This is a genomic window from Winogradskya consettensis (genome assembly GCF_018332715.1).
In the GTDB taxonomy this organism is placed as follows: Bacteria; Actinomycetota; Actinomycetes; order Mycobacteriales; family Micromonosporaceae; genus Actinoplanes; species Actinoplanes consettensis.
The window spans coordinates 189211-210350 of the sequence record NZ_BOQP01000006.1 but is presented as its reverse complement, the minus strand read 5'-3'; the positions used below and the strand labels follow the sequence as shown (position 1 = coordinate 210350).

At 68.9% G+C, this 21140-nt stretch carries 24 protein-coding genes; 14 read left to right on the top strand and 10 right to left on the bottom strand.

What is annotated here, in order from left to right:
- Positions 1-31: 31 nt before the first annotated feature.
- From Aco04nite_RS06695 to Aco04nite_RS06655, 9 genes are all read left to right on the top strand, one after another.
- Positions 32-265 (top strand): ATP synthase F0 subunit C, encoded by a 234-nt coding sequence (locus tag Aco04nite_RS06695; protein WP_212996462.1) that lies wholly within the window; start codon positions 32-34, stop codon positions 263-265.
- A gap of 26 nt (positions 266-291) precedes the next feature.
- Complete coding sequence (locus Aco04nite_RS06690) at positions 292-846, top strand: F0F1 ATP synthase subunit B (protein WP_203839948.1); 555 nt, start codon at positions 292-294, stop codon at positions 844-846.
- Positions 843-1664: a F0F1 ATP synthase subunit delta gene (locus Aco04nite_RS06685; protein WP_212996461.1), complete on the top strand. Its 822-nt coding sequence runs from the start codon at positions 843-845 to the stop codon at positions 1662-1664. The genes Aco04nite_RS06690 and Aco04nite_RS06685 overlap by 4 nt, the downstream gene beginning before the upstream one ends.
- A 78-nt stretch (positions 1665-1742) precedes the next feature.
- Entirely contained in the window at positions 1743-3392 is a 1650-nt protein-coding gene (atpA, locus tag Aco04nite_RS06680; protein WP_203839949.1) for a F0F1 ATP synthase subunit alpha, read from the top strand.
- A gap of 3 nt (positions 3393-3395) precedes the next feature.
- Positions 3396-4325, top strand: a complete 930-nt coding sequence (locus tag Aco04nite_RS06675) for a F0F1 ATP synthase subunit gamma (protein ID WP_212996288.1) — start codon at positions 3396-3398, stop codon at positions 4323-4325.
- The gene (atpD, locus tag Aco04nite_RS06670; RefSeq protein ID WP_244875785.1) at positions 4325-5767 is read left to right on the top strand and encodes a F0F1 ATP synthase subunit beta; all 1443 of its coding nucleotides are present in this window, start codon (positions 4325-4327) and stop codon (positions 5765-5767) included. Before Aco04nite_RS06675 ends, atpD begins: the two co-directional genes overlap by 1 nt.
- Before the next feature lie 325 nt (positions 5768-6092).
- On the top strand, positions 6093-7136 hold the full coding sequence (locus tag Aco04nite_RS06665; RefSeq protein WP_212996460.1) for an LCP family protein: 1044 nt from the start codon (positions 6093-6095) through the stop codon (positions 7134-7136).
- A 107-nt stretch (positions 7137-7243) separates the two neighbouring features.
- The gene (locus Aco04nite_RS06660) at positions 7244-7525 is read left to right on the top strand and encodes a F0F1 ATP synthase subunit epsilon (protein ID WP_212996286.1); all 282 of its coding nucleotides are present in this window, start codon (positions 7244-7246) and stop codon (positions 7523-7525) included.
- Between the two features lie 9 nt (positions 7526-7534).
- Positions 7535-8002 (top strand): DUF2550 domain-containing protein, encoded by a 468-nt coding sequence (locus Aco04nite_RS06655; RefSeq protein WP_212996285.1) that lies wholly within the window; start codon positions 7535-7537, stop codon positions 8000-8002.
- A 209-nt stretch (positions 8003-8211) separates the two neighbouring features.
- Here the strand turns inward: Aco04nite_RS06655 and Aco04nite_RS06650 are convergent, their stop codons facing one another.
- The 3 genes from Aco04nite_RS06650 to Aco04nite_RS06640 form a co-directional block, all read right to left on the bottom strand.
- Positions 8212-8457, bottom strand: coding sequence for a hypothetical protein (locus tag Aco04nite_RS06650; RefSeq protein ID WP_212996284.1), 246 nt, complete (start codon positions 8455-8457; stop codon positions 8212-8214).
- A 253-nt stretch (positions 8458-8710) separates the two neighbouring features.
- The gene (locus tag Aco04nite_RS06645; RefSeq protein ID WP_212996283.1) at positions 8711-9634 is read right to left on the bottom strand and encodes a tetratricopeptide repeat protein; all 924 of its coding nucleotides are present in this window, start codon (positions 9632-9634) and stop codon (positions 8711-8713) included.
- 121 nt (positions 9635-9755) lie between these two features.
- Positions 9756-10334 (bottom strand): cob(I)yrinic acid a,c-diamide adenosyltransferase, encoded by a 579-nt coding sequence (locus Aco04nite_RS06640; protein WP_212996282.1) that lies wholly within the window; start codon positions 10332-10334, stop codon positions 9756-9758.
- Between Aco04nite_RS06640 and murA the strand changes: the two genes are divergently transcribed.
- Positions 10333-11664, top strand: a complete 1332-nt coding sequence (gene murA, locus Aco04nite_RS06635) for a UDP-N-acetylglucosamine 1-carboxyvinyltransferase (RefSeq protein ID WP_212996281.1) — start codon at positions 10333-10335, stop codon at positions 11662-11664. The two genes, Aco04nite_RS06640 and murA, sit on opposite strands and share 2 nt — an antisense overlap.
- Here the strand turns inward: murA and Aco04nite_RS06630 are convergent.
- A complete protein-coding gene (locus Aco04nite_RS06630) occupies positions 11661-12008 on the bottom strand; it encodes a hypothetical protein (protein WP_212996280.1) in 348 nt (115 codons plus the stop codon). The two genes, murA and Aco04nite_RS06630, sit on opposite strands and share 4 nt — an antisense overlap.
- A 129-nt stretch (positions 12009-12137) precedes the next feature.
- Between Aco04nite_RS06630 and Aco04nite_RS06625 the strand changes: the two genes are divergently transcribed.
- A complete protein-coding gene (locus Aco04nite_RS06625) occupies positions 12138-12986 on the top strand; it encodes a 3-hydroxyacyl-CoA dehydrogenase family protein (RefSeq protein ID WP_212996279.1) in 849 nt (282 codons plus the stop codon).
- Here Aco04nite_RS06625 and Aco04nite_RS06620 read toward each other — a convergent pair.
- From Aco04nite_RS06620 to Aco04nite_RS06605, 4 genes are read right to left on the bottom strand one after another with little or no spacing between them, the layout of a single operon-like run.
- Positions 12983-13696: a hypothetical protein gene (locus tag Aco04nite_RS06620; protein WP_212996278.1), complete on the bottom strand. Its 714-nt coding sequence runs from the start codon at positions 13694-13696 to the stop codon at positions 12983-12985. The two genes, Aco04nite_RS06625 and Aco04nite_RS06620, sit on opposite strands and share 4 nt — an antisense overlap.
- Entirely contained in the window at positions 13683-16199 is a 2517-nt protein-coding gene (locus tag Aco04nite_RS06615) for an FtsK/SpoIIIE domain-containing protein (RefSeq protein ID WP_212996277.1), read from the bottom strand. The genes Aco04nite_RS06620 and Aco04nite_RS06615 overlap by 14 nt, the downstream gene beginning before the upstream one ends.
- A 46-nt stretch (positions 16200-16245) precedes the next feature.
- Positions 16246-17619 carry a hypothetical protein gene (locus Aco04nite_RS06610; RefSeq protein ID WP_212996276.1) on the bottom strand — a complete coding sequence of 458 codons (1374 nt, stop codon included), beginning with the start codon at positions 17617-17619 and terminating at the stop codon, positions 16246-16248.
- Between the two features lie 8 nt (positions 17620-17627).
- Positions 17628-18254: a DUF4126 domain-containing protein gene (locus Aco04nite_RS06605; protein ID WP_203839963.1), complete on the bottom strand. Its 627-nt coding sequence runs from the start codon at positions 18252-18254 to the stop codon at positions 17628-17630.
- 59 nt (positions 18255-18313) lie between these two features.
- On the opposite strand from Aco04nite_RS06605, the gene nucS reads away from it, so the two are divergent.
- The 3 genes from nucS to Aco04nite_RS49985 all read left to right on the top strand — a co-directional run bounded on the left by nucS (position 18314) and on the right by Aco04nite_RS49985 (position 20008).
- A complete protein-coding gene (gene nucS / locus Aco04nite_RS06600) occupies positions 18314-18973 on the top strand; it encodes an endonuclease NucS (RefSeq protein ID WP_203839964.1) in 660 nt (219 codons plus the stop codon).
- Between the two features lie 70 nt (positions 18974-19043).
- The gene (locus Aco04nite_RS06595; protein ID WP_212996275.1) at positions 19044-19409 is read left to right on the top strand and encodes a hypothetical protein; all 366 of its coding nucleotides are present in this window, start codon (positions 19044-19046) and stop codon (positions 19407-19409) included.
- The gene (locus Aco04nite_RS49985; RefSeq protein WP_369076651.1) at positions 19406-20008 is read left to right on the top strand and encodes a DUF6036 family nucleotidyltransferase; all 603 of its coding nucleotides are present in this window, start codon (positions 19406-19408) and stop codon (positions 20006-20008) included. The genes Aco04nite_RS06595 and Aco04nite_RS49985 overlap by 4 nt, the downstream gene beginning before the upstream one ends.
- Here Aco04nite_RS49985 and Aco04nite_RS06585 read toward each other — a convergent pair.
- Positions 19945-20742, bottom strand: a complete 798-nt coding sequence (locus tag Aco04nite_RS06585) for an alpha/beta hydrolase (RefSeq protein WP_212996273.1) — start codon at positions 20740-20742, stop codon at positions 19945-19947. The two genes, Aco04nite_RS49985 and Aco04nite_RS06585, sit on opposite strands and share 64 nt — an antisense overlap.
- A gap of 27 nt (positions 20743-20769) precedes the next feature.
- On the bottom strand, positions 20770-21108 hold the full coding sequence (locus tag Aco04nite_RS06580) for an Rv1322 family protein (protein WP_498370756.1): 339 nt from the start codon (positions 21106-21108) through the stop codon (positions 20770-20772).
- Between the last annotated feature and the right edge of the window lie 32 nt (positions 21109-21140).

Below are 21140 nucleotides of genomic sequence, written 5' to 3'. Positions count from 1 at the left end.
CCACGCGAGATACCAGGAGGAATCGGTAATGCTGGAAATTTTCTCCGCCGTTGAGGGCAGCACCGCCGCCATCGGCTACGGTCTCGCCGCGATCGGCCCCGGCATCGGTGTTGGTCTGGTCTTCTCCGCCTACATCCAGTCGACCGCTCGGCAGCCGGAGTCCTCGCGGCTGACCCTGCCCTACGTCTGGATCGGCTTCGCCGTCATCGAGGCGCTCGCCCTGCTGGGCATCGCGTTCGGCTTCATCTGGCAGGGAAACCTCTAAAGCCCTTCCCTCGCTAGGAGGTGCTCATGATCAACTCCCTTACCTACCTCGCCGAGGCGGCAGAGGAGACCAAGCACAACCCGATCATTCCTGTCTGGCAGGAGATCGTCGTTGGCTCGGCCGCCTTCATCGTGCTCTGCGTAGTGCTGATGAAGTTCGTCTTCCCGCTCATGGAGAAGACGTTCCAGGCTCGTGTCGATGCCATCGAAGGTGGCCTCAAGCGTGCCGAGACCGCTCAGGCCGAGGCCAACGAGCTGCTCGAGCAGTACCGCGCGCAGCTGGCCGAGGCTCGCACCGAGGCCGCGCGCATCCGCGACGAGGCCCGGGCCGACGCGGAGGGCATCCGTCAGGACGTCCTCGCCAAGGCACGTGAAGAGTCCGACCGCATCATCGCGGCCGGCAATGAGCAGCTGTCTGCTCAGCGCGAGAGCATTCTGCGTGAGCTGCGCTCCGAGGTGGGCACGCTCGCGGTGGATCTGGCCAGCAAGATCGTGGGCGAGTCGCTCGCCGACGAGGCGCGCAGCCGGGGCACCGTGGACCGCTTCATCACCGAGCTCGGCGCCGGCACGGGCGGACGCTGATGGCGGCCGTCAACCGCGAGTCGTACGCCGCGGCCGTGGAGAAACTGACCGCGGACTCGGCTTCTGTCACCGCCGCGCAGCTGGCCACCATCGCCGATGAGGTGCTGGCGGTGGCCCGGTTGCTGCGCGGCGAGCCGCGGCTGCGCCGTGCGCTGACCGACCCCTCGCGGTCGGGTGAGGAGCGCGCGGGACTGTTCCGGTCCCTCGTGTCCGGCAAGCTCAGTGTGATCACGGTCGACGCGATCGCACAGCTGGTCTCCGGTCGTTTCTCCTCCCCGCACGAGCTCCTCGACGCCACCGAGCGGCTCGCGGTCGACACGGTGCTCTCCGCCGGCGACCGCGACGGCAAGCTGGCCGACGTGGAGGACGAGCTGTTCCGCTTCGGACAGGTCGTCTCGGGCAACTCCGAGCTCGCGGTCACGCTCAGTGACCCGAGCGCTCCGGCCGATCGCAAGGCTAAGCTGGTGGAGGACCTGCTCAAGAGCAAGGCCCAGCCGGCGACTGTCCAGCTGATCAAGGTGGCGCTCGATGGCTTCGGTGGCCGTGGTTTCGAGTCCTCGCTCACCAAGCTCGTCGAGCTGACCGCCGCGAAGCGTGATCGTGAGATCGCCTACGTGACCGCGGCAAAGCTGCTCGGCGACGCGGAGGAGCAGCGGCTCGCCGCCAAGTTGTCCGACATCTACGGCCGGCAGGTTTCGCTGAAGGTTCTGGTTGATCCGAGCATCATCGGTGGCCTCAGCGTTCGTGTCGGCTCCGACCTCTACGACGGCACGATCCTGCGGCGGCTCAACGCGGCACGGCAGGCGTTCGCTAAATAGTTTTTTCCCCTCGGCGGCGGTGACGCTACCGACCCCTCGGGCGCGGCGACGCCCCGAGCCGACTAGAGAAGGCAGAGGATGGCCGAGCTGACCATCTCCTCGGACGAGATCCGGGGGGCGCTAGAGCGCTACGTCTCGTCCTATTCGCCCGAGGTCTCCCGCGAGGAGGTCGGCATCGTCTCCGATGCGGGCGACGGAATCGCGCACGTCGAGGGTCTTCCCTCGACCCAGGCCAACGAGCTCCTGGAGTTCGAGGACGGCACCCTCGGTGTCGCCCTGAACCTGGACGTCCGAGAGATCGGTGTCGTCGTCCTGGGCGACTTCACCCACATCGAAGAGGGCCAGCAGGTCAAGCGCACCGGGCGCGTCCTCTCCGTCCCGGTCGGTGACGCCTACCTCGGCCGTGTGGTCGACGCCCTGGGCAACCCGATCGACGACCGCGGCGAGATCGCGAGCGAGGGTTTCCGCGAGCTCGAGCTGCAGGCGCCGAACGTCATGCAGCGCCAGCCGGTGAAGCAGCCGCTGCAGACCGGCATCAAGGCGATCGACGCCATGACGCCGATCGGCCGTGGCCAGCGCCAGCTGATCATCGGTGACCGTAAGACGGGCAAGACCACCATCGCCCTCGACACGATCATCAACCAGCGCGCCAACTGGGAGTCCGGTGACCCGGACAAGCAGGTTCGCTGCATCTACGTCGCCATCGGGCAGAAGGCGACCACCATCGCCAGCATCCGGGGGACGCTGGAGGAGCAGGGCGCGCTGCAGTACACGACCATCGTGGCCTCGCCGGCTTCCGACCCGGCCGGCTTCAAGTACATCGCGCCGTACACCGGTTCCTCCATCGGTCAGCACTGGATGTACAACGGCAAGCACGTCCTGATCGTCTTCGATGACCTGACGAAGCAGGCCGAGGCGTACCGGGCCGTGTCGCTGCTGCTGCGCCGCCCGCCGGGCCGTGAGGCGTACCCGGGCGACGTGTTCTACCTGCACAGCCGTCTGCTCGAGCGTTGCGCGAAGCTCTCCGACGAGCTGGGCGCCGGTTCCATGACGGGTCTGCCGATCATCGAGACGAAGGCCAGCGACATCTCGGCCTACATCCCGACGAACGTCATCTCCATCACCGACGGCCAGATCTTCCTCGAGGGTGACCTGTTCGCATCCGGTGTGCGCCCGGCCATCAACGTCGGCACCTCGGTGTCCCGCGTCGGCGGTTCGGCGCAGGTCAAGGGCATGCGGACGGTCTCCGGCCGCCTGCGTCTCGACCTGGCCCAGTACCGCGAGCTGGAGGCCTTCTCGGCCTTCGCCTCCGACCTGGACCGTGCGTCGCGCAACCAGCTGGAGCGCGGTGCCCGCCTGGTCGAGCTGCTCAAGCAGCCGCAGTACAGCCCGCTCTCGGTCACCGAGGAGATCGTGACGATCTGGACCGGCACCACCGGCCAGCTCGACGACATCGCGGTGGCCGACGTCGGCCGCTTCGAGCGCGAGTTCCTCGAGTGGGTCAAGCGCAACCGCAGCGAGACGTTCACCGCCATCGAGAACGACGGCAAGCTGAGCGACGAGCAGCAGGAGACGCTGAAGTCCGGTGTCACCGAGTTCAAGCAGCAGTTCAAGCAGGGCGCTGCCGCCGGTGCTCCGAACGAGGCGCCCGCAGCGGCGCTGGAGTCGGGCCGCGAGACCCGGGAGACCGTGACCCGCGAGGTCCGTAGCTCCTCGGACGAGAGCTGATCCATGGCCGGTCAGGTACAGGCCCTCCGGCGGCGCATCAAGACCGTCCGGTCGACCAAGAAGATCGCCAAGGCCCAGGAGCTCGTCGCCACCAGCCGTATCGCCAAGGCGCAGGAGCGGGTTGCCGCCTCCAAGCCGTACTCGGAGGCGATCACTCAGGTGCTGACCGCGTTGGCTTCCAACGCGTCGGTGGACAACCCGCTGCTGCAGCCGCGTGAGCGGGTGCGGCGCGCGGGTGTCCTGGTCATCACCAGCGACCGCGGCCTGGCCGGCGCCTACAACGCCAACGCCCTCCGGACCGCCGAGCAGCTGATCGCCCGGCTGAAGGCGGACGGCAAGGAAACGGTGCTGTACGTCGTCGGCCGCAAGGGCGCCGGCTACTACAAGTTCCGCAACCGGCCGGTCGAGGCCAGCTGGACGGGCTTCTCCGAGCGTCCGACGTTCGCGGACGCCAAGCGGATCGGTGACTCCCTGCTGGAGGCGTTCGTCGCCGGCGCGGATGACACGGACGAGCACTACGGTCCGGACGGCATCCAGGGCGTGGACGAGCTGCACATCGTCAGCACCCAGTTCAAGTCGCTCATGACCCAGTCCGCCGAGGCGCACTTCCTGGCGCCGATGGAGGTCGAGGAGACGGAGCGCGAGCCGGGGCTCCGGCCGGCGTACGAGTTCGAGCCGGAGGCCGAGGAGCTGCTCGACGCGCTGCTGCCGAAGTACCTCAACACGCGGATCTACGCGGCGTTGCTGGACTCGGCGGCGAGCGAGTCGGCGTCGCGGCGCCGTGCGATGAAGAGCGCGTCGGACAACGCGGACGATCTGCTCAAGCGGTACACGCGCGAGATGAACTCCGCGCGGCAGGCTGCGATCACCCAGGAAATCAGTGAAATCGTCGGCGGCGTCGAGGCGCTGTCCACGTCGGGAAGTGATGTGTGATGACTGCTGTAGCTGAGCCCACCAAGACGGAGACCGGCGTCGGCCGCGTCGTCCGGGTCATCGGCCCGGTCGTCGACGCGGAGTTCCCCCGTGACGCCATGCCCGACATCTACAACGCGCTGCACGTCGACGTGACCCTCTCCGGGGGCACCAAGACGCTGACCCTGGAAGTCGCCCAGCACCTGGGTGACAACGTGATCCGGGGCATCTCGATGCAGCCGACCGACGGCCTCGTGCGAGGTTCCGAGGTCCGCGACACCGGCTCGCCGATCTCGGTGCCCGTCGGTGACGTGACCAAGGGCCACGTGTTCAACGCCCTGGGCGACGTGCTCAACGCCGACCCCGCGACGCTGAACATCACCGAGCGCTGGCCGATCCACCGCAAGGCCCCGGCCTTCGCGGACCTCGAGCCGAAGACCGAGATGCTGGAGACCGGCATCAAGGTGCTCGACCTGCTCGCGCCGTACGTGCGCGGTGGCAAGATCGGCCTGTTCGGCGGCGCGGGCGTGGGCAAGACGGTGCTCATCCAGGAGATGATCATCCGGGTTGCCCGTAACTTCGGTGGTACGTCGGTGTTCGCCGGTGTCGGCGAGCGCACCCGTGAGGGCAACGACCTCATCCTGGAAATGGAAGAGGGCGGCGTTCTCGACAAGACCGCGCTCGTCTTCGGCCAGATGGACGAGCCGCCGGGCACCCGCCTGCGGGTCGCCCTGAGCGCCCTGACCATGGCGGAGTACTTCCGGGACGTCCAGAACCAGGAGGTGCTGCTCTTCATCGACAACATCTTCCGGTTCACCCAGGCCGGTTCCGAGGTCTCCACCCTGCTCGGCCGCATGCCGTCCGCCGTGGGTTACCAGCCCACCCTGGCGGACGAGATGGGCCAGCTGCAGGAGCGGATCACCTCCGTCAAGGGCAAGGCGATCACCTCGCTGCAGGCGATCTACGTGCCCGCCGACGACTACACCGACCCGGCTCCGGCGACCACGTTCGCCCACCTGGACGCGACGACGAACCTCGAGCGGTCGATCTCCGACAAGGGCATCTACCCCGCCGTGGACCCGCTGGCCTCCGGCTCGCGGATTCTGGCGCCCGAGTTCGTTGGTGCCGAGCACTACGCGGTCGCCCGCGAGGTGCAGCGGATCCTGCAGAAGTACAAGGACCTGCAGGACATCATCGCGATCCTCGGTATGGACGAGCTCTCCGAAGAGGACAAGATCACGGTGCAGCGGGCTCGCCGCATCGAGCGCTTCCTCTCGCAGAACACGTACGCCGCCGAGCAGTTCACCGGTGTCGCCGGCTCGACGGTCCCCCTGAAGGAGACCATCGAGGCGTTCAAGAAGATCTGTGAAGGCGAGTACGACTCCTTCCCGGAGCAGGCCTTCTTCATGTGTGGTGGCCTCGAGGACCTCGAGCGCAACGCGCACGAGCTCATGAAGGGCTGACCAGCCAAGTAGGACCCTGAGAACCGCATCGGCTTTGTGCCGGTGCGGTTTTCGGCTTTCCAGACGGATTTATCGGACAAAAGTTACCGTGTCTATCGGACCGTTATGTCCGTTTATTTCCTCGGTATACGTATGGCCGGATGTGAAGAAATCTTCGATTGTTCGGATACTCTTGGCGGTCACTAAGCCTCGCGATCATCTCCATTGAGGTCGCCGATGGTGAAACCGATCGACGACGGTTGGGGAGCTTGTGTCTAAGAGCGACAAGGGGAAATGGCGTTCCCCTCTGTGGGCGCGTCTCTGCGCCATCATCGGCTGCGTGCTGATGGTGACCGGTGGCGGAGCTCTCGTGGCGACCCAGGTCGCGGTCGCGCGTTACGCGGGCGCGGTGGACAGCAAGGACCTCTTCGGTAACGCGGCAGCGGGCGCGACCAAGACGTCCAGCACCATCAAGGGCCCGCTCAACATCCTGCTGGTCGGCATCGACCCGCGCGACGCGAACACCGCACCGCTGTCCGACTCGATCATCGTCGTGCACATCCCCAAGGACCTGAACCAGGCGCAGATCTTCTCCATCCCCCGCGACCTGCGCGTGGAGATCCCGGCCTTCGAGAAGACCGGATTCCAGGGCGGTACCGCGAAAATCAACGCCGCCATGTCGTACGGCAGCAGCGTCGGCAACGGCAAGCACGACGTGGCCCAGGGTTTCGAGCTGCTCGCCAAGACGGTCAGCCAGCTCACCGGTATCAAGAAGTTCGACGCCGGCGCCATCCTGAACTTCAACGGCTTCAAGGACATCGTCGAGGCCATGGACGGCGTCACGATGACGATCGACCAGAACGTGAAGTCCGAGCACCTGCAGCCCAACGGCAAGCCTCGCCCCCGCCGCCCCGAATGCGCCGACAACAGCTGCGACCACCCGTACATCGGGCCGCAGAAGACGTACAAGAAGGGCACATACCACCTGGAGGCCTGGGAGGCGCTCGACTACGTGCGTCAGCGTTACGGCCTGCCCCGCAGCGACTACGACCGCCAGCGGCACCAGCAGCAGTTCATCAAGGCCATGGCGGAGCAGGCGCTCAGCAAGAACGTCGTGACCAACCCGATCAAGCTCGACCAGATCCTGCGCGCGGCCGGCGACGCCCTCATCTTCGACGGCAACGGCCACAACATCATCGACTGGGCCCTCGCCCTGCGCGGCGCCCGGGACATGACCCTGGTGAAACTGCCCGGCAAATCGCTGTTCGAGGGCAAGCAGTACATCGGTGAAGGCCTCGACGAATCGGCCGGCGGCTTCTTCGAATCGGTCGGCGACGACAGCATCTCGACATTTTTGATCGACCACCCCGCGTTCCTGCAAGAACTGTGACAGTGGCGGTCACCACCCGGCAGGGCGGCGTATCACCCGGCCGTTTAGACTTCACCCCAACGGACAGCGGCCTTCTTTCAAGGCCGGCGAGCTTGACAGGAGAGAGCGTGGCCAAGCAGCTGCACGTCCAGGTTGTCGCCGTCGAGGAGCGAATCTGGTCCGGCGAAGCCGAGATGCTCGTCGCCCGGACCACCGAGGGCGAGATCGGCGTCCTGCCGGGTCACTCCCCGCTCCTGGGCCTGCTCAAGGAGCCCTCCCAGGTCCGCGTGAAGCTGGACGGCGGTGAGCAGCTCACCTATGACGTCACGGGTGGCTTCCTCTCCATCGACGCCAACGGCGTGACCGTCCTGGCCGAGAGCGCAACCCCCGCCACCCCCGACGCGCACTGACGCCCAGCGATGCGGATTCTCGAGATCGTCGGAATCTGCGTCGCGGCGCTGCTGCTCGTCCTCTTCGCCGTCCTGCTGCGCGGCCGGATCCTGATGTCCGGCGGCGGCACGATCCGCCTCCAGGTCCGGACCAGCACCATGGTCCCGGGCCGGGGCTGGTCGACCGGCGTGGGCACCTTCGTCGGCGACGAGCTCCGTTTCTACCGCATGTTCAGCTTCGCCTTCCGCCCGAAGCGCGTCCTGAACCGCCGCCTCCTCACGGTGGAGAACCGCCGCCTCCCCGAAGGCCCCGAGCGCCTCAGCATGCCGGGCCACTGGGTGATCCTGCGCCTCAGGCAGACCGCCGAGGAGATCGAGATCGCCATGGCCGAGTCCACGGTCACCGGCTTCCTCTCCTGGCTCGAAGCGGGCCCCCCGGGCCAGCCCGGCAGCGTCGCCCCGCGCCCCCAGATCACCCCGCGCCCCGGCGACAACTGACCGCCCGGTGATCGAGCACGTCTCTGTCATCCCCGCCGCCCCGGCCCGCGTGTTCGCCCTGGAGCTGGACGTCGACGTCCACACGGACTCCCTCGCCGGCAGCAGCGAAACAGCAACCACCAGCACCGGCCGCCGCACCCTCGCCCTCGGCGACGAGGTGACCTTCCGCGCCCGCCACTTCGGCCTCCCCTGGCGAATGACCACCCGCATCACCGCCTACGAGCCCCCCACACCGCTTCGTCGACGAACAGACCCGCGGCCCCTTCCGCTCCCTGCACCACGAGCACCTCTTCGAAGACCTGGGCAACGGCACCACCCGCATGACCGACCGCATGACGGTCACCGCCCCACTGGGCCCCCTCGGCGCGATAGTCACCCGACTGCTGCTGGCCCCATACCTGAGCCGCCTCCTGAAACAACGCGCCGCCCACATCAAACAGCAGGCCGAGTCTCAACCCTGACCGATGCCGTCCGATGGTGCCGGCACAGCGCGGTGGTGGCCAAGTACCGGACCAGCAGCGCGCTGCAGGTCGCCCGGACCAGCGCCAAGGGTCGCTGGACGACCAGGCTGAGCGCCCAGGTCAAGCAGTACGACCGTTACGGGTCGGATCCGGCAACAGGCGTGGTGGTGAGGATCTATCGCGACGGTAAGGTCATCAAGGCCGCCGTCACGAACTCGACCTTGCCCCGGGCGGCGTTTACGTCCGGTCAGAGGTGGCTGCGGAGGGCAGTTTTCAGATCGGCCGGTAGCCCCGGGCCTTCGGCTGCGACCGCCGCCAGTTCGCCGCCGTAGGACGAGGTTGCCAGGCGGGGCATAAGGGCCAGCAGGGTACGTGCGGCCTCGACGGAACCCAGCCGGGCCTGGTACGCCGATTCCGCAGCCTCGAGAGTCACCTCAGCGGGATCGTATTGCCGGCCCTGGCGTGCGTACGAGACAGCGGCCTCGAAGTCACCCATCACGGCGTGCAGGTCGGCCAGGTCCAGATAGAGCGACCACGTCCCCGGCTCCCGGGCCAGCGCCTCGTGAAACGCCGCGACCGCCGCCGGGAAGTCGCCGAGCTTGCGGTGGGCGCCAGCGCGGGCGACAGCGGTGATCATTACCGGGGCGATGGCGTCGGCCCGGTCGCAGAGGGCCAGAGCGTCCGCGGGCCGGCCGCATTCGCGCAGCATGATGGCCATGTTGGTCAGGGCTTCCGGTGCCGCCGGGGGAATGCGGCCGGCGATCGTCCGGACCGCGTGGAACCAGGGCTCGGAGGCCGGGTTGTGGCCGTAGTCGAGAAGGCGCCGGGCGCCCTCGCCGATGGCCTCCGGGGACACCGCGTCAAGGAACTGCGGGGAGGCGAACCACGGAGCCGTCGGCCAGGCTATGCGGGGCACGTAGCCGGTGATCGTGCCCATCAGCATGGCCGCCTCGTCCATGTCCCCCTGCAGGAAACACCAGTACGCCTGGACCGCCGTGAGCGGACCGGCCATGACCACTGCTGGGTGGTCGGCGTGCAGGTCGGCCACAGCCTGGTAGGGCTCGGGAGCGGCGGGGTCCTCGGCTATCGCGCGGGCCAGATATTCGGCAGCGCCGGCAGGGGAGCCGCCGCAATGAGCCAGGACCTGAGCGATGGAGAGATTCGCTGACACGGCGGCCACTCTAGGCGGGTGCGACGAGTTCGGCTTCGTAGCCCCATTCGTCCTCGAGGTAGGCGGCGGGGGCCGAGGGAGCCGGCGAGGTCCGGCACCCACAGCTCGACGTGGTGCAGGCTCACGACGCCTGGCCGCCCGGGATCCACTTGACGTCGCCCTTGGGGCCGTTGGCGGCTCGGGCGAGGATGAACAGGAGGTCGGAGAGGCGGTTGAGGTATTTGGCCGGCAAGGTGGGCGTACGGTCAGGGTCGGTTTCCTGCAGTGACCAGGCGGCCCGCTCGGCGCGACGCGCCACGGTGCGGGCGACGTGCAGCAGGGCCGCGCCGGGGGTGCCGCCGGGCAGGACGAAGGAGTCCAGGGCCGGGAGCTGGTCGTTGTATTCGTCGCACCAGCCTTCGAGGCGCGTCACGTAGGACTCCTTGATGCGCAGCGGGGGGTACGCCGGGTTGTCCGACAGGGGGTTGCACAGGTCGGCGCCCACGTCGAAGAGGTCGTTCTGGATCGCGGTGAGGATGCTGCGGATGTCCGGGGGCAGGTTGCCGAGGGCGAGGGCGATACCGAGGGCGGCGTTGCACTCGTCGACGTCGGCGTACGCGACGATTCTGGGGTCGGTCTTGGCTGCCACCTCGTTGTTGCCCAGGCGGGTGGTGCCGGCGTCGCCGGTGCGGGTGTAAATGCGGGTGAGATGCACGGCCATGCCACCCACCCTACGGAGGCGGACCGCAGGCGCGCCCCATACGATTGCGCGCGTGGATGTGATCAGGGTCAAGGGTGGCGCACGTCTCTCCGGTGATGTCAGCGTCGGTGGCGCCAAGAACTCCGCATTGAAGCTGATGGCGGTCGCGTTGCTCGCCGAAGGGCGCAGCGTTATCGCCAATGTGCCGCGGATCACCGACATCGCGATCATGGGTGAGGTGCTGCGGCGGCTGGGTTGCGAGGTCAGCTTCGCCGATGGTGAGGTCACCATCGACGTTCCGGCCGAGCCCGGTGCCGAGGCCGACTATGACCTGGTGCGGCGGCTGCGGGCGTCGATCTGCGTGCTGGGGCCGCTGCTGGCCCGCCGCGGGTACACCCGGGTGGCGCTGCCGGGCGGTGACATGATCGGTTCGCGTGGGCTGGACATGCACGTGTCGGGGCTGGCGCGGCTGGGTGCGGAGATCTCCAACGAGCACGGGTTCGTCATCGCGTCGGCGCCCGCGGGGCTGCGGGGCAGCAAGATCTGGCTCGACTTCCCGAGCGTGGGCGCGACCGAGAACATCCTGATGGCCGCGGTGCTGGCCAAGGGGATCACCGAGATCGACAACGCGGCCCGCGAGCCGGAGATCGTCGACATCTGCGAGATGCTCATCGACATGGGCGCCAGGATCGAGGGCGCGGGCACGTCGACGCTGACCATCGAGGGTGTCGAGGGGCTCAAGCCGGTGCGGCACACCACGGTCGGGGACCGGATCGTCGGCGGCACCTGGGCGTACGCCTCGGCGATGACCCGCGGCGACGTGACCGTCCACGGCGTGCGTCCCGAATATCTCTCGATCGCCCTGGACAAGCTGGTCTCGGCGGGCGGCGTGGTCGAGCCCGGTGACAACCAGTTCCGGGTGCGCATGGACGACCGGCCCAAGGCCGTCGACATCGTGACGTTGCCCTACCCGGGGTTCGCCACGGACCTGCTGCCGATGGCGCTGGGGCTGGCAGCGGTCAGCAAGGGCACGTCGCTGATCACCGAGAACATCTTCGACGGCCGGTTCATGTTCGTGAACGAGATGGTGCGGCTCGGCGCTGACATCCGTACCGATGGGCATCATGCCGTGACGAACGGCCGGGAGCGGCTCTCCGGCGCTCCCGTGCGGGCGACGGACATCCGCGCGGGTGCCGGTCTGGTCATCGCCGGCCTGTGCGCCGACGGGATCACCGAGGTCGGCGAGGTCCACCACATCGACCGCGGCTATCCGGACTTCGTCTCCGACCTGGCCAACCTCGGCGTGGACGTGGAGCGCGCGGACGTTCCCGAGCCGACGTACGACTTCTAGAGGACCAGTCTCCTGGCTTCCTCGACTTCTTCCGGGAAGACGAGGACCAGGACGCGGCCGTCCGGGCGTACGGCCGATGTGGAGCGGATCCCGGCCGTCGCGAGCACGCCCTTGATCTCGTCGGCCAGGTCGGCGTCGTCGGTGGCCGCAGCCGGGCAGAGCAGGCCGAAGTCGTCGCCGTGGTCGTGGAAGATGGCCAGGCCGTCGTAGAGGTCGCGGAGGGGGTCCTCGCGGGTCTCCTCGTGCCATTGCAGGCCCATCCGCCAGAAGATGGCGCCGAGAAAGCCGACCAGCGAGACGGCTATGAAGGGCCCGAGGAGGTACCAGCCGTCGCTTGGTGGCATGGGCACAGTCTGGCACCGGCGAACCGGCATTTCATGAGAATTGCCCCGATAGAGGGCCTGAGTCGTCGTTAAGCGCGAGCCGTTAGGCTGAGACTGACGACACACTTACGGCGCTGAGGAGTGACACACATGGCGGGTCGGCTCGCGGTCATCGGCTCGGGTCTGATGGGTTCCGGAATCGCCCAGGTGGCGGCGCAGTCGGGATGGCAGGTCACCATGCGCGACCTCGACGAGGCCTCGCTGGCCCGCGGGCTCGCTGCGATCAAGGATTCGCTCGGGCGCTTCGCCGGCAAGGGGAAGATCTCGCAGGAGGACGCCGACGCCGCGATCAGCCGGATCACGACCACCACCGAGCTGGAGGCGGCCGCCGACGCCGACGTGGTGGTCGAGGCGATCTTCGAGAAGATCGAGGCGAAGCACGAGGTCTTCCGGGCGCTCGACAAGATCTGCAAGCCGGGTGCGGTGCTCGGCAGCAACACCTCCGCGATCCCGATCACCGCGATCGCCGCGGTCACCGAGCGCCCCGAGTCGGTGGTCGGCATCCACTTCTTCTCGCCGGTGCCGATGATGAAGCTGGTCGAGCTGGTCCGGGGCTATCAGACCTCGGACGACACCCTGGCGTCCGCGCGTTCGTTCGCCGAGGAGGTCGGCAAGACCTGCGTCGAGGTGAAGCGGGACGTCGCGGGGTTCGTCTCCAACCGGCTCTTCTCCGCGCTGCTGGTCGAGGCGATCCAGCTGGTCGAGTCGGGCGTGGTCAGCGCCGCGGACCTGGACACGGTGATGAAGCTCGGCTTCGGGCACGCGATGGGCCCGCTGGCCACGGTCGACCTGACCGGTCTCGACGTGATGCTGAACGCCGCCGGCAACATCTACCGCGACACCGCCGACGAGAAGTTCTTCCCGCCGGAGCTGCTCCAGCGCATGGTCACGGCCGGCGACCTGGGCCGCAAGACTGGCAAGGGGTTCTATACGTACTAGGACGTCGCGAACGTCAGTGCGAGGACGGTCGCGGCCAGCATCCCGCCCAGCAGGGTCAGCCCGACCCCGCCGAGGTCGAGCCGGGAGTGCAGCCGGTGGTGGACGTAGAGCGCCGCCGCCGGCAGGCCCGCCGAGGGGGCGACCAGGAAGGCCAGCCAGCCCAGCAGCTGGACGGCGGAACCGCCGGGCACGTCCCTTCGGCCGAACGTCACCAGGCCGGCCGCGAGCAGCGCGGTCATCCCCGCGACCAGCGCACCCACCAGCGGCAGCAGCGTGAGTGTCCAGCGCGGCATGCGATGGCGTTCGCGGGGTCGTGCGGTGACCTCGATCCGGTGGGCCGCGCTCGCCAGCAGGGTCCGGGCCGAGCGGCGCTGGGCAGGCGCGGGCCCCTGGGTGAGAGCTGCGCGCGGCAACGCGTCGACCGGTTCCGGTTCCGGCAGGTCGCCCAGGGCCCTTGTGCGGACCCCGGCGCGCAACTGGGCCCAGAGCCGATCCGCCTCACGGTCCACATCAAGCACCTGGGAAGCGGCCGCACCCGCCCAGCGCTCCGCGGCGGCCGCGTCGCTCTCCGCCCGTGCCAGCTCACCGGCTGCCTGCGCGGCGCTGGTCTGGTACGCCTGCTCGGCGTTGTCCAGCTCGGTCGAACGCCGCCGCGCCACGTCGCCGAGTGCGGTCATCATCTGCTGGTAGTCGCGGTCACGTGTGGTCACTGTTCACCTCGTACGGGATGATCACTTCCGGGGTCCGGTGCACCGAGCGGTCGAAGAACAGGGCGCGGCGCCGGCGTGGATGCCATTCCGGGCCGCCTGGCTGCGGGTAGAGCGGGCTCAGGTCGGTGCCCCGCACGTCCAGGGCCACCCAGGCGCCGAGGTGAGCTGCCAGGTCGTCGTGCAGGTGAGCCGTCGAGCGCCACCAGCCCAGGACGTGCATCCGCTGCTCGGGGCCGTCGGCGAGCAGGGCCCGCAGCCGCTCGCGCTGGGCCCGGCCGGCCGTGTCCAGCCCGTACCCGATCAGGTAGTGGGGGACGTTGCCCGGTTCGGGGACCACGCCGAGATCGCTGGTGACGGCCTGGGGGAGTTCGGCCATCAGCCGGGCGGCGGCCTGCTCCGCGTCCGGGTCCAGGCAGAAGATGCTGAACCGCGCCGGGCCCTGCGCGGCTAGGGAGAGTGCCGCGGCGGCGAGCACGTCGCAGGCTTCATCGGTACGCGTACCGAGCACCGCTAGATTGCGCCCCGGCATCCGTCCCAGCCGCAGCCGCGCGGGCCGGGCCGCGACGTCGATCCGCTCGCCCAGCACGGCACCGGGTGAGGAGCCGACGTCGTCCGGCAGCCGCCCGCTCGGCCTGTACACGTCCGGGAGCCGCGGCACGACCTCGCCGTCGAACAGCCGTGGCGCGTCGCAGTTCTCGTCACGAAGCAGCCACAGCTTGCGTTGCAGGCTGCGCCACGCCGTCCGGTCGCTCGCGTCGGGCACCCTGATGACACCGTTGTCGGTCGCCGCGTGGAAGCGAGGGATGACCTCCGCCGCCAGGTTGCCCTCGGCCAGGACGCCCTGGGCCTTCGGCAGTGCGATCCGGAGCGGGAACCCGTCGATGTCCCAGCCGTCCCGCGCCGCGACGATCAGATGGATCCCCTGCGTGTGCCCGCGGCGTGCGAGATCCTTCACCAGCGGCAGCGCCTCGGCGTCCGCCGACAGCGGGACGTCGTCGAGGACTGCGACGATCCGTGGCCAGTGCCCGTGCGGGTCCGCCGCACGCAGTCCGGCCAGCGTCGACGCCTCGTGCCGCTTCGCCGCCTGGGCCCGGGTACGCAGCTCCTCGCCGAGATGCCGCAGCAGCGCCAGGACGAACTCGCGGTCGCCGTCCGCGTTGATGCCGGCGAGCCGTACCTGGGGCAGCCAGCTGGGGTCGCGCGGGCCCGGCGTGACCTGGGCGAACGACGGCCCCAGCAGGTAGAGGGCGAGTTCGCCGGGGCCGTAGCGGGCGGCGAGCGAGCCGATCCACGCGTAGAGCACGTTCGTCTTGCCGGAGCCGGCGGGGCCGCCGATCAACGCGTGCGGCGTGCTGTCGCCGAGCACCACGGGGACCGTCGAGCCGTCTGTACTGTCGCCGAGGGGCGCGGTCAGGGAGTGTGCGGACGACTCGGCCCAGAACGTGCTGGGTTCGAGGTCCGCGAGGCGGGCGGGTGGTGGCCCCGCGAGCAGTCGCTCCGCCGTGGCCCGGCAGAACCCGGCGATGCGGTCGGCCGGGGGCGGGCTGTCGAGGGTGACTTCCAGGTCTCCGGTGGTGTCGCAGGCCGCGATGCCGTCGTGCGCCGAGACGCGCTCCACCGTCGGGTGCGGTGCCAGCTCCAAACCTCTGACCATCAGATGTACGCCGCAGGCCACGCCCGTCCGCACGATCCGTTCGAGTTGCGCCCGCTGGGAATCGCTGAGCTCGGCGGCGCTGCGGGCATCGAGCAGCAGCACGACCGTCCGCCATGGTTCGGGGCGCGGGCCGGGGGTCGCGGCGGTGAGTTCGGCCAGGGAGGCGTACCCGGCGGTCAGTACGCTCTCGTTCACCCGGCAGATGTGCTCGACCAGCTCGTCGAGGGCCGCGCCGAGCCCGCCGGGGCTGATGAGCCGCAGCAGCCCGGCGTTGCCCAGCGGCGCGAACCCGGCGAGGGTGCCGCCGAGGTTCTCCGGGTCGTAGATGCTGACGTGAACGTCGCCGGGCCGGGTCGTGCCCAGCGCCCGCAGCAGCACCCCGGAGAGCACCCCGTCGGCGTCGGGCCGGGCACCGAGGACGTTCAGATGTGCGTGGTCGAGGAACGGGATGAGAGCGGGCAGCCTGGTCCGCTCCTCGCCGAGCTCGTACGCGACGGTCCCGATCCGCAGCATCCCGGGCCGGGCGACCCGGTCGGGCTCGGCCGGGGTCCAGTAGCGCCATGCTGTCCCCGCGGCGCCCGGCGCGGAGAGAGCGGCCAGCTGCGCCACTTTGCGGCTCAGCGCGGTGGCTTCGGTGGTGCTGCGGTGCAGGATGTCCTGCCGGGCAGCCTCCCGGGCCTCGGTGAGCTGGGCGAGGCAGGTCGCATACGCCTCCCGGATCAGCTTCTTGCGCCGCTGGGCCTCGTTGCGGGCCGATTCGGCGGCGGCGAGCACAGCCCGTGCGGTGCCCCGGGCCTCGGCGAGCTCCTGCCGGACCACGGCGACGAGCGCGGTGCGGTGGCTACCCACTCAGTCAACCCCCCGGTGTACGGCACGTTGGGAGATTTTAACCGTTTTAGAGTACTTGCCGACCGTTTGTACCGCGTGTCGCCTCGGGCAACGGCGCCGAGCGGGTGAGCCAGCGCGGGTCCGTGCTCAGCAGTTCCTGCCACAACCGCGCCGAGACCAGCTCGGCGCCCTGAACCTTCCACTGATCGAGGGACTCCCGCCGCACACGCCGGCGGAACCAGTCGATGATCCGCCGCCCGTCCAGATCCATGCCGTCGGTCTGGGGGACGCGCTCGTACGGCCGCACGCCCAGCACACTGCAGTAGTGCAGCGCGTTGTAGAACCGCCACTCCTGCGAGGTCCCCGGAACGCCGGCCGGTTTGAGCCGCTCCACCTGCTCGCTCAGCACCGCCCGCAGCTCGGCCGCCCGGATCAGCGGCTGATCGGTCAGCCCGGGATCCCGTGCCTGCAGCCGCCGGTCCACCGTGGGCAGATCGACGAGCGGATTACGCAGCAGCCGCCCCAGATCGCTGTAGTCCTCCAGTGCGCGCAGCGTCAACCGGCGGAACTCGGGCTCGTCCATCGCGATCATCCGATGCCGCTCCCGCCGCCGGGGCAGCGCGTCAGCGGCCAGCAGCAACGCGGCCCGATCCCGGCGCAGCCGCCCGTTCTGCAGAAACGCGAGCCGGTCCAGCAGCGCCCGCAGCGGCGCAGCGGCCCCCACCGCGCTCAGCACCACCCCCACCAGCACGAACTGCAGCACGATCACCGCGGTCAGCCCCGGCGTCGCGAGCATGGTCACGGCGGCCGGCCCGCCGCACAGCAGCACGGCCACCACCGCGGCGACGAGCGAGCGGCGCAGGTCGGGCAGCAGCCGCTCACCTGCCTCGACGGCGTCCTGCACGGCCACCAGGAAGCCGAGCAGCACCAGGTCGACGCCCATCGTGGCGAGCACCAGCTCCGGGGCGCCGAGATCGATCGGGGCGAGCACGGCTACGAGGCCCACGACGTAGAGCGCTGCCGCGGCGAGCAGGGCGGTGGGCAGGTGCTTCGGGCGTACCCTCTGGCGGTATCTCTGCAGTAGGGCCAGCCCACCGGCGAGCGGAGCCAGCGCGATCAGCTTGCCCACCCCCGGCAGCAGCACCGCCGGCGCCAGGAAGATCACCAGGCTCCCCGCCCAGCCCCGCTCGGCCACCTGCCGCTCCGGCGCCTCCTGCGGCAGCAGCGAGGTCGCCACCCCGGCCCAGAGCAGGGCCGGGACACAGAACAGGAGTTCAGCGACCGAGGACCCCGGCGAGATCATCCAAGCCACAATCCCTGTTGCGTACGCCCAGAGCGCACCCGCCGCCCGCCACAGCACCGCCCGCCCCGGATCCCGCCCGACCAGATAGGCGCCGAGCCACCAGGCCAGGGCGAACGCGGGAACTGCGACGGCGGCCACCGGCTGAGTCAACCAAACAGTTGCTGCGTCTCGACACCCTGAACCGACCGGCGTTCCCTCTTACGCTGCTGACGACGTCTGATCACCCACCAGCCACCGAAGACCAGCAGCACGAGCCCGAGCAGCACCAGAATCGGCAACAGGATCGCCAGCAGCGACAGCAGCACGCTGGTGATGTCCTCAGCGGTGCTGGCGACCGGCGCCCCGAACCCGGCGGTGGTGGCATTCACCACGGGCCGGGAAGCAGCCTTGACACTGTGCACCCCGAACGCGAGCACCACCCCGGCGGCGATCGGCACCCACTGATGCGACCCGAAGAACGACCCCGGATCCGTCACGGTCACGGTCTCGGACGACGACCCCGCCCCGAACGCGAGCCCACCGGCCGTCGGCCGCACGATGGTCTGCACCACATCATTGATGTGATCGACCACAGGCACCTTGTCAGCCACCATCTCCACGGCCAGCAGCACCGCCAGAATGGCGATCACCCACCCGTTCGAGAGCCACTGCCACCCGCCGGGAAGATCAATAGTGTCGGTATAACGAGCCAGCAGACCCATCGTGAGCAGGGGGATGTACGCATTGAGCCCGGCGGATGCCGCCAGGCCGCTACCAGTGAGCACTTCGAGCACACCACCAGCATGGCACCGCCGCGCTCGCCCGGCCCGGCGACGGAGGCTACCCTCGTGCGGTGCGTCTGGTCATCGCGAAATGCTCCGTGGACTACGTCGGCAAACTCTCCGCCCACCTACCGCCGGCCACCCGCCTGCTCATGGTGAAGGCGGACGGGTCCGTGTCGATTCATGCCGACGATCGGGCCTACAAGCCGCTCAACTGGATGAGCCCACCCTGCAAGCTGCAGGAGGCTCCCGGGGTGTGGAAGGTCGTCAACAAAGCCGGTGAGGAGCTGCGGATCACCCTGGAGGAGATCTTCCAGGACACGTCCTATGAGCTCGGGTTCGATCCCGGGCTGGTCAAGGATGGTGTCGAGGCGCATCTCCAGGAGTTGCTCGCCGCCCACCCGGAGACATTCGGCGAGGGGTGGGTGCTGGTCCGGCGCGAATACATGACGGCTATCGGGCCTGTCGATCTGCTGTGCCGGGATGCTTCGGGGGCCGCTGTCGCCGTGGAGATCAAGCGGCGCGGGGAGATCGACGGGGTTGAGCAGCTCACCCGGTATCTCGAGCTGATGAACCGTGATCCGTTGCTGTATCCGGTCACCGGGATCTTCGCCGCCCAGGAGATCAAGCCGCAGGCCCGGGTGCTGGCCACCGACCGGGGGATTCGCTGCGTCGTTGTCGACTACGACAAGCTGCGCGGCATGGACCGCAACGAGCTCACTCTCTTCTGACAGGTCATTCCGGTAATCTCGTGATGGCGCCCTATGAGAGTAAGGCAGGTTGATCATGGCTTATGAGCCGATGACGATGATCGACCTTGCTCACCACCTCTCTCGCGAAGCGGACGTGGATGTTCGCTGGAAGTACGTCTGGGAGTTTTTTGAGGAGTACCGCTGGGAGCCGGCTGACCGGCAGCAGCAGCTCTTCCGAGAGGAACCGCCTGTCATCGGCGACGAGCGATGGGACGTTCTGCTCGCCGCTATAGCCGAGCATCTGGCAGCTGGCCACGACCTGTCTCCCCCGGAATGGACGCGTTCGCGGGTGCTGTCGACCCCCTGGTTCCCCTCATCGTTGCGGACCAAGCGGATGGAAGCTCTGGTCTGGGCGCCGGCAGCTTTCCGCAAGCACGGCGTCTACCTCTCCGCCCAGGACCTGAAAGCGGCATGACCAACGGCGGCCTGCTAGGACGTGCAGAACTCGAGCACGCGTTCACAGTGCTCGGAGAGCGTCTCGCCCGGAGAGGCGTGGTAGCCGACCTCTTCGTCGTTGGCGGCGCTGCCATGGCACTCGCCTATGACGCGAATCGGGTGACCCGCGATGTGGATGCCACCTGCGTTCCGCACGGAGTGGTCCTCGAAGAGGCCCGCAACGTCGCTGAGGAGCCCGACCTTCCGCCGTGGTGGCTGAACGAGCAAGCCAGTGCATATGTGTCGACCCAGAAAGATGTGGGCAGCCGGGAGGTCTTCGACCATCAGGGGATCCGGGTCATGGCGGCCTCTCCTGAGCATGTGTTCGCCATGAAAGCCTTCGCCGCCCGTAGCCGCGACGAGAAAGACCTCAGGACGCTCGCGGCGATAGTCGGCATCGGCACGCTGGACGCCGCACTGAGTTGTGTGGACGCTTCTTCCCCGCGGAGCCCTTGCCGCCAAGGTCACACGCCATGCTCAAGGAATTGTTCGAGCCCGGCGCGTGACCTGAGCCGTCAGTCGGCGAGGGGTTTGGGGACGGGGACGTCGGAGAAGGCGGCGACTGTTTTGTTGGCGTAGGCATTCATGTCGCCGGCTTCCATCGGGCCGTCCCAGTCCTGGGGGAGCGGGACTGTGACCTCGGGCGCCACGCGCTCGACGATTTTGTCCAGGACTTTTTCGGCGTCGCCGACCCAGAGGTGTTTGGCGCCCGGCATCGGGATGACCTCGGCGTGGGGGATGGCGGCGAATCTCTCCGCGGCTTCGGTCGGGCGGAGGTAGTCGTCGAATTCCGGGATCAGGGCTGTGAGCGGCTTTCCGTCCGAGGCCCAGGCCCGCAGATGCGCGGGGCTGGAGAAGCGCAGGGGCGGCGACAGGAGGATCGCGCCCGTCACCGTCGGGTCGAGGCCGTGCATGAGCGTTAGGTCGGTGCCGAAGGACCAGCCCAGGAGCCAGATGTTGGGGAGGTCGGCGAACTCGGCGTATTCGATGGCGGCGGCTACGTCGTATTTTTCGCCGTTGGCGGCGTCGAAGGCGCCTTCGCTGGTGCCTCGGACGCTGGTGGTGCCGCGGGTGTTGAAGCGCAGGACCGCTACGCCGGCCAGGGCGGGGAGGCGCCAGGCGGCCTTGCGAAAGATGTGGCTGTCCATCATGCCGCCGTGGGTGGGCAGCGGGTGGAGGCAGACCAGGGTTGCCACCGGCGGGCGGTCGAGGGGGACCGCGAGCTCGCCGACCAGGGTCAGGCCGTCGGCGGTGTGCAGCGTGATGTCTGTCCGCTTGGCGGGCAGGATGGAGTTCGCGCGGATGGAAGCCACCCGACCATCCTTACCCGCGGGAACCCGCTAGCCGTAGCGGGGGGCGTTTCTCGAGCGTTCCACCGAGGGGGCGCGGCGGTCGCGGGCGCGCCAGCAGCCGGTGTGCCAGTGGCGGCGGTCGGATTCGTCGCCGCGGTCGTCGGCGGGCCAGGCGACGATGTGGGCGACGCCGGGGCGGATCTCCTGCATGCAGCCGGGGCAGCGGTAGGTCTTGGTCGCCGCGCCGCCGAAGATGGAGCGGACCATCCAGTCGCCGTCCTGATACTGCTGGACGCCGCCGATGCCCCGGCGGACATTGTCGTCCTCGGGGTCGGCGGGGGCCGCCGGTCGCTGCGACGACTTGGGGCGGTTGCGACGGGGGCTCACAACAATCAAGCGTACGTGTGATGCGACTCACG

Bases quoted from the DNA above. Each gene is read 5' to 3' on its own strand.
- Aco04nite_RS06630 (WP_212996280.1), bottom strand. From the start codon at position 12,008: ATGCCACCAAGCGACGGCTGGTACCTCCTCGGGCCCTTCATAGCCGTC.
- murA (WP_212996281.1), top strand. From the start codon at position 10,333: ATGCCACCCACCCTACGGAGGCGGACCGCAGGCGCGCCCCATACGATT.
- Aco04nite_RS06625 (WP_212996279.1), top strand. From the start codon at position 12,138: ATGGCGGGTCGGCTCGCGGTCATCGGCTCGGGTCTGATGGGTTCCGGA.
- Aco04nite_RS06665 (WP_212996460.1), top strand. From the start codon at position 6,093: ATGGTGACCGGTGGCGGAGCTCTCGTGGCGACCCAGGTCGCGGTCGCG.
- Aco04nite_RS06655 (WP_212996285.1), top strand. From the start codon at position 7,535: ATGCGGATTCTCGAGATCGTCGGAATCTGCGTCGCGGCGCTGCTGCTC.
- atpD (WP_244875785.1), top strand. From the start codon at position 4,325: ATGACTGCTGTAGCTGAGCCCACCAAGACGGAGACCGGCGTCGGCCGC.
- Aco04nite_RS06595 (WP_212996275.1), top strand. From the start codon at position 19,044: ATGACGATGATCGACCTTGCTCACCACCTCTCTCGCGAAGCGGACGTG.
- atpA (WP_203839949.1), top strand. From the start codon at position 1,743: ATGGCCGAGCTGACCATCTCCTCGGACGAGATCCGGGGGGCGCTAGAG.
- Aco04nite_RS49985 (WP_369076651.1), top strand. From the start codon at position 19,406: ATGACCAACGGCGGCCTGCTAGGACGTGCAGAACTCGAGCACGCGTTC.
- Aco04nite_RS06690 (WP_203839948.1), top strand. From the start codon at position 292: ATGATCAACTCCCTTACCTACCTCGCCGAGGCGGCAGAGGAGACCAAG.
- Aco04nite_RS06640 (WP_212996282.1), bottom strand. From the start codon at position 10,334: ATGGCCGTGCATCTCACCCGCATTTACACCCGCACCGGCGACGCCGGC.
- Aco04nite_RS06675 (WP_212996288.1), top strand. From the start codon at position 3,396: ATGGCCGGTCAGGTACAGGCCCTCCGGCGGCGCATCAAGACCGTCCGG.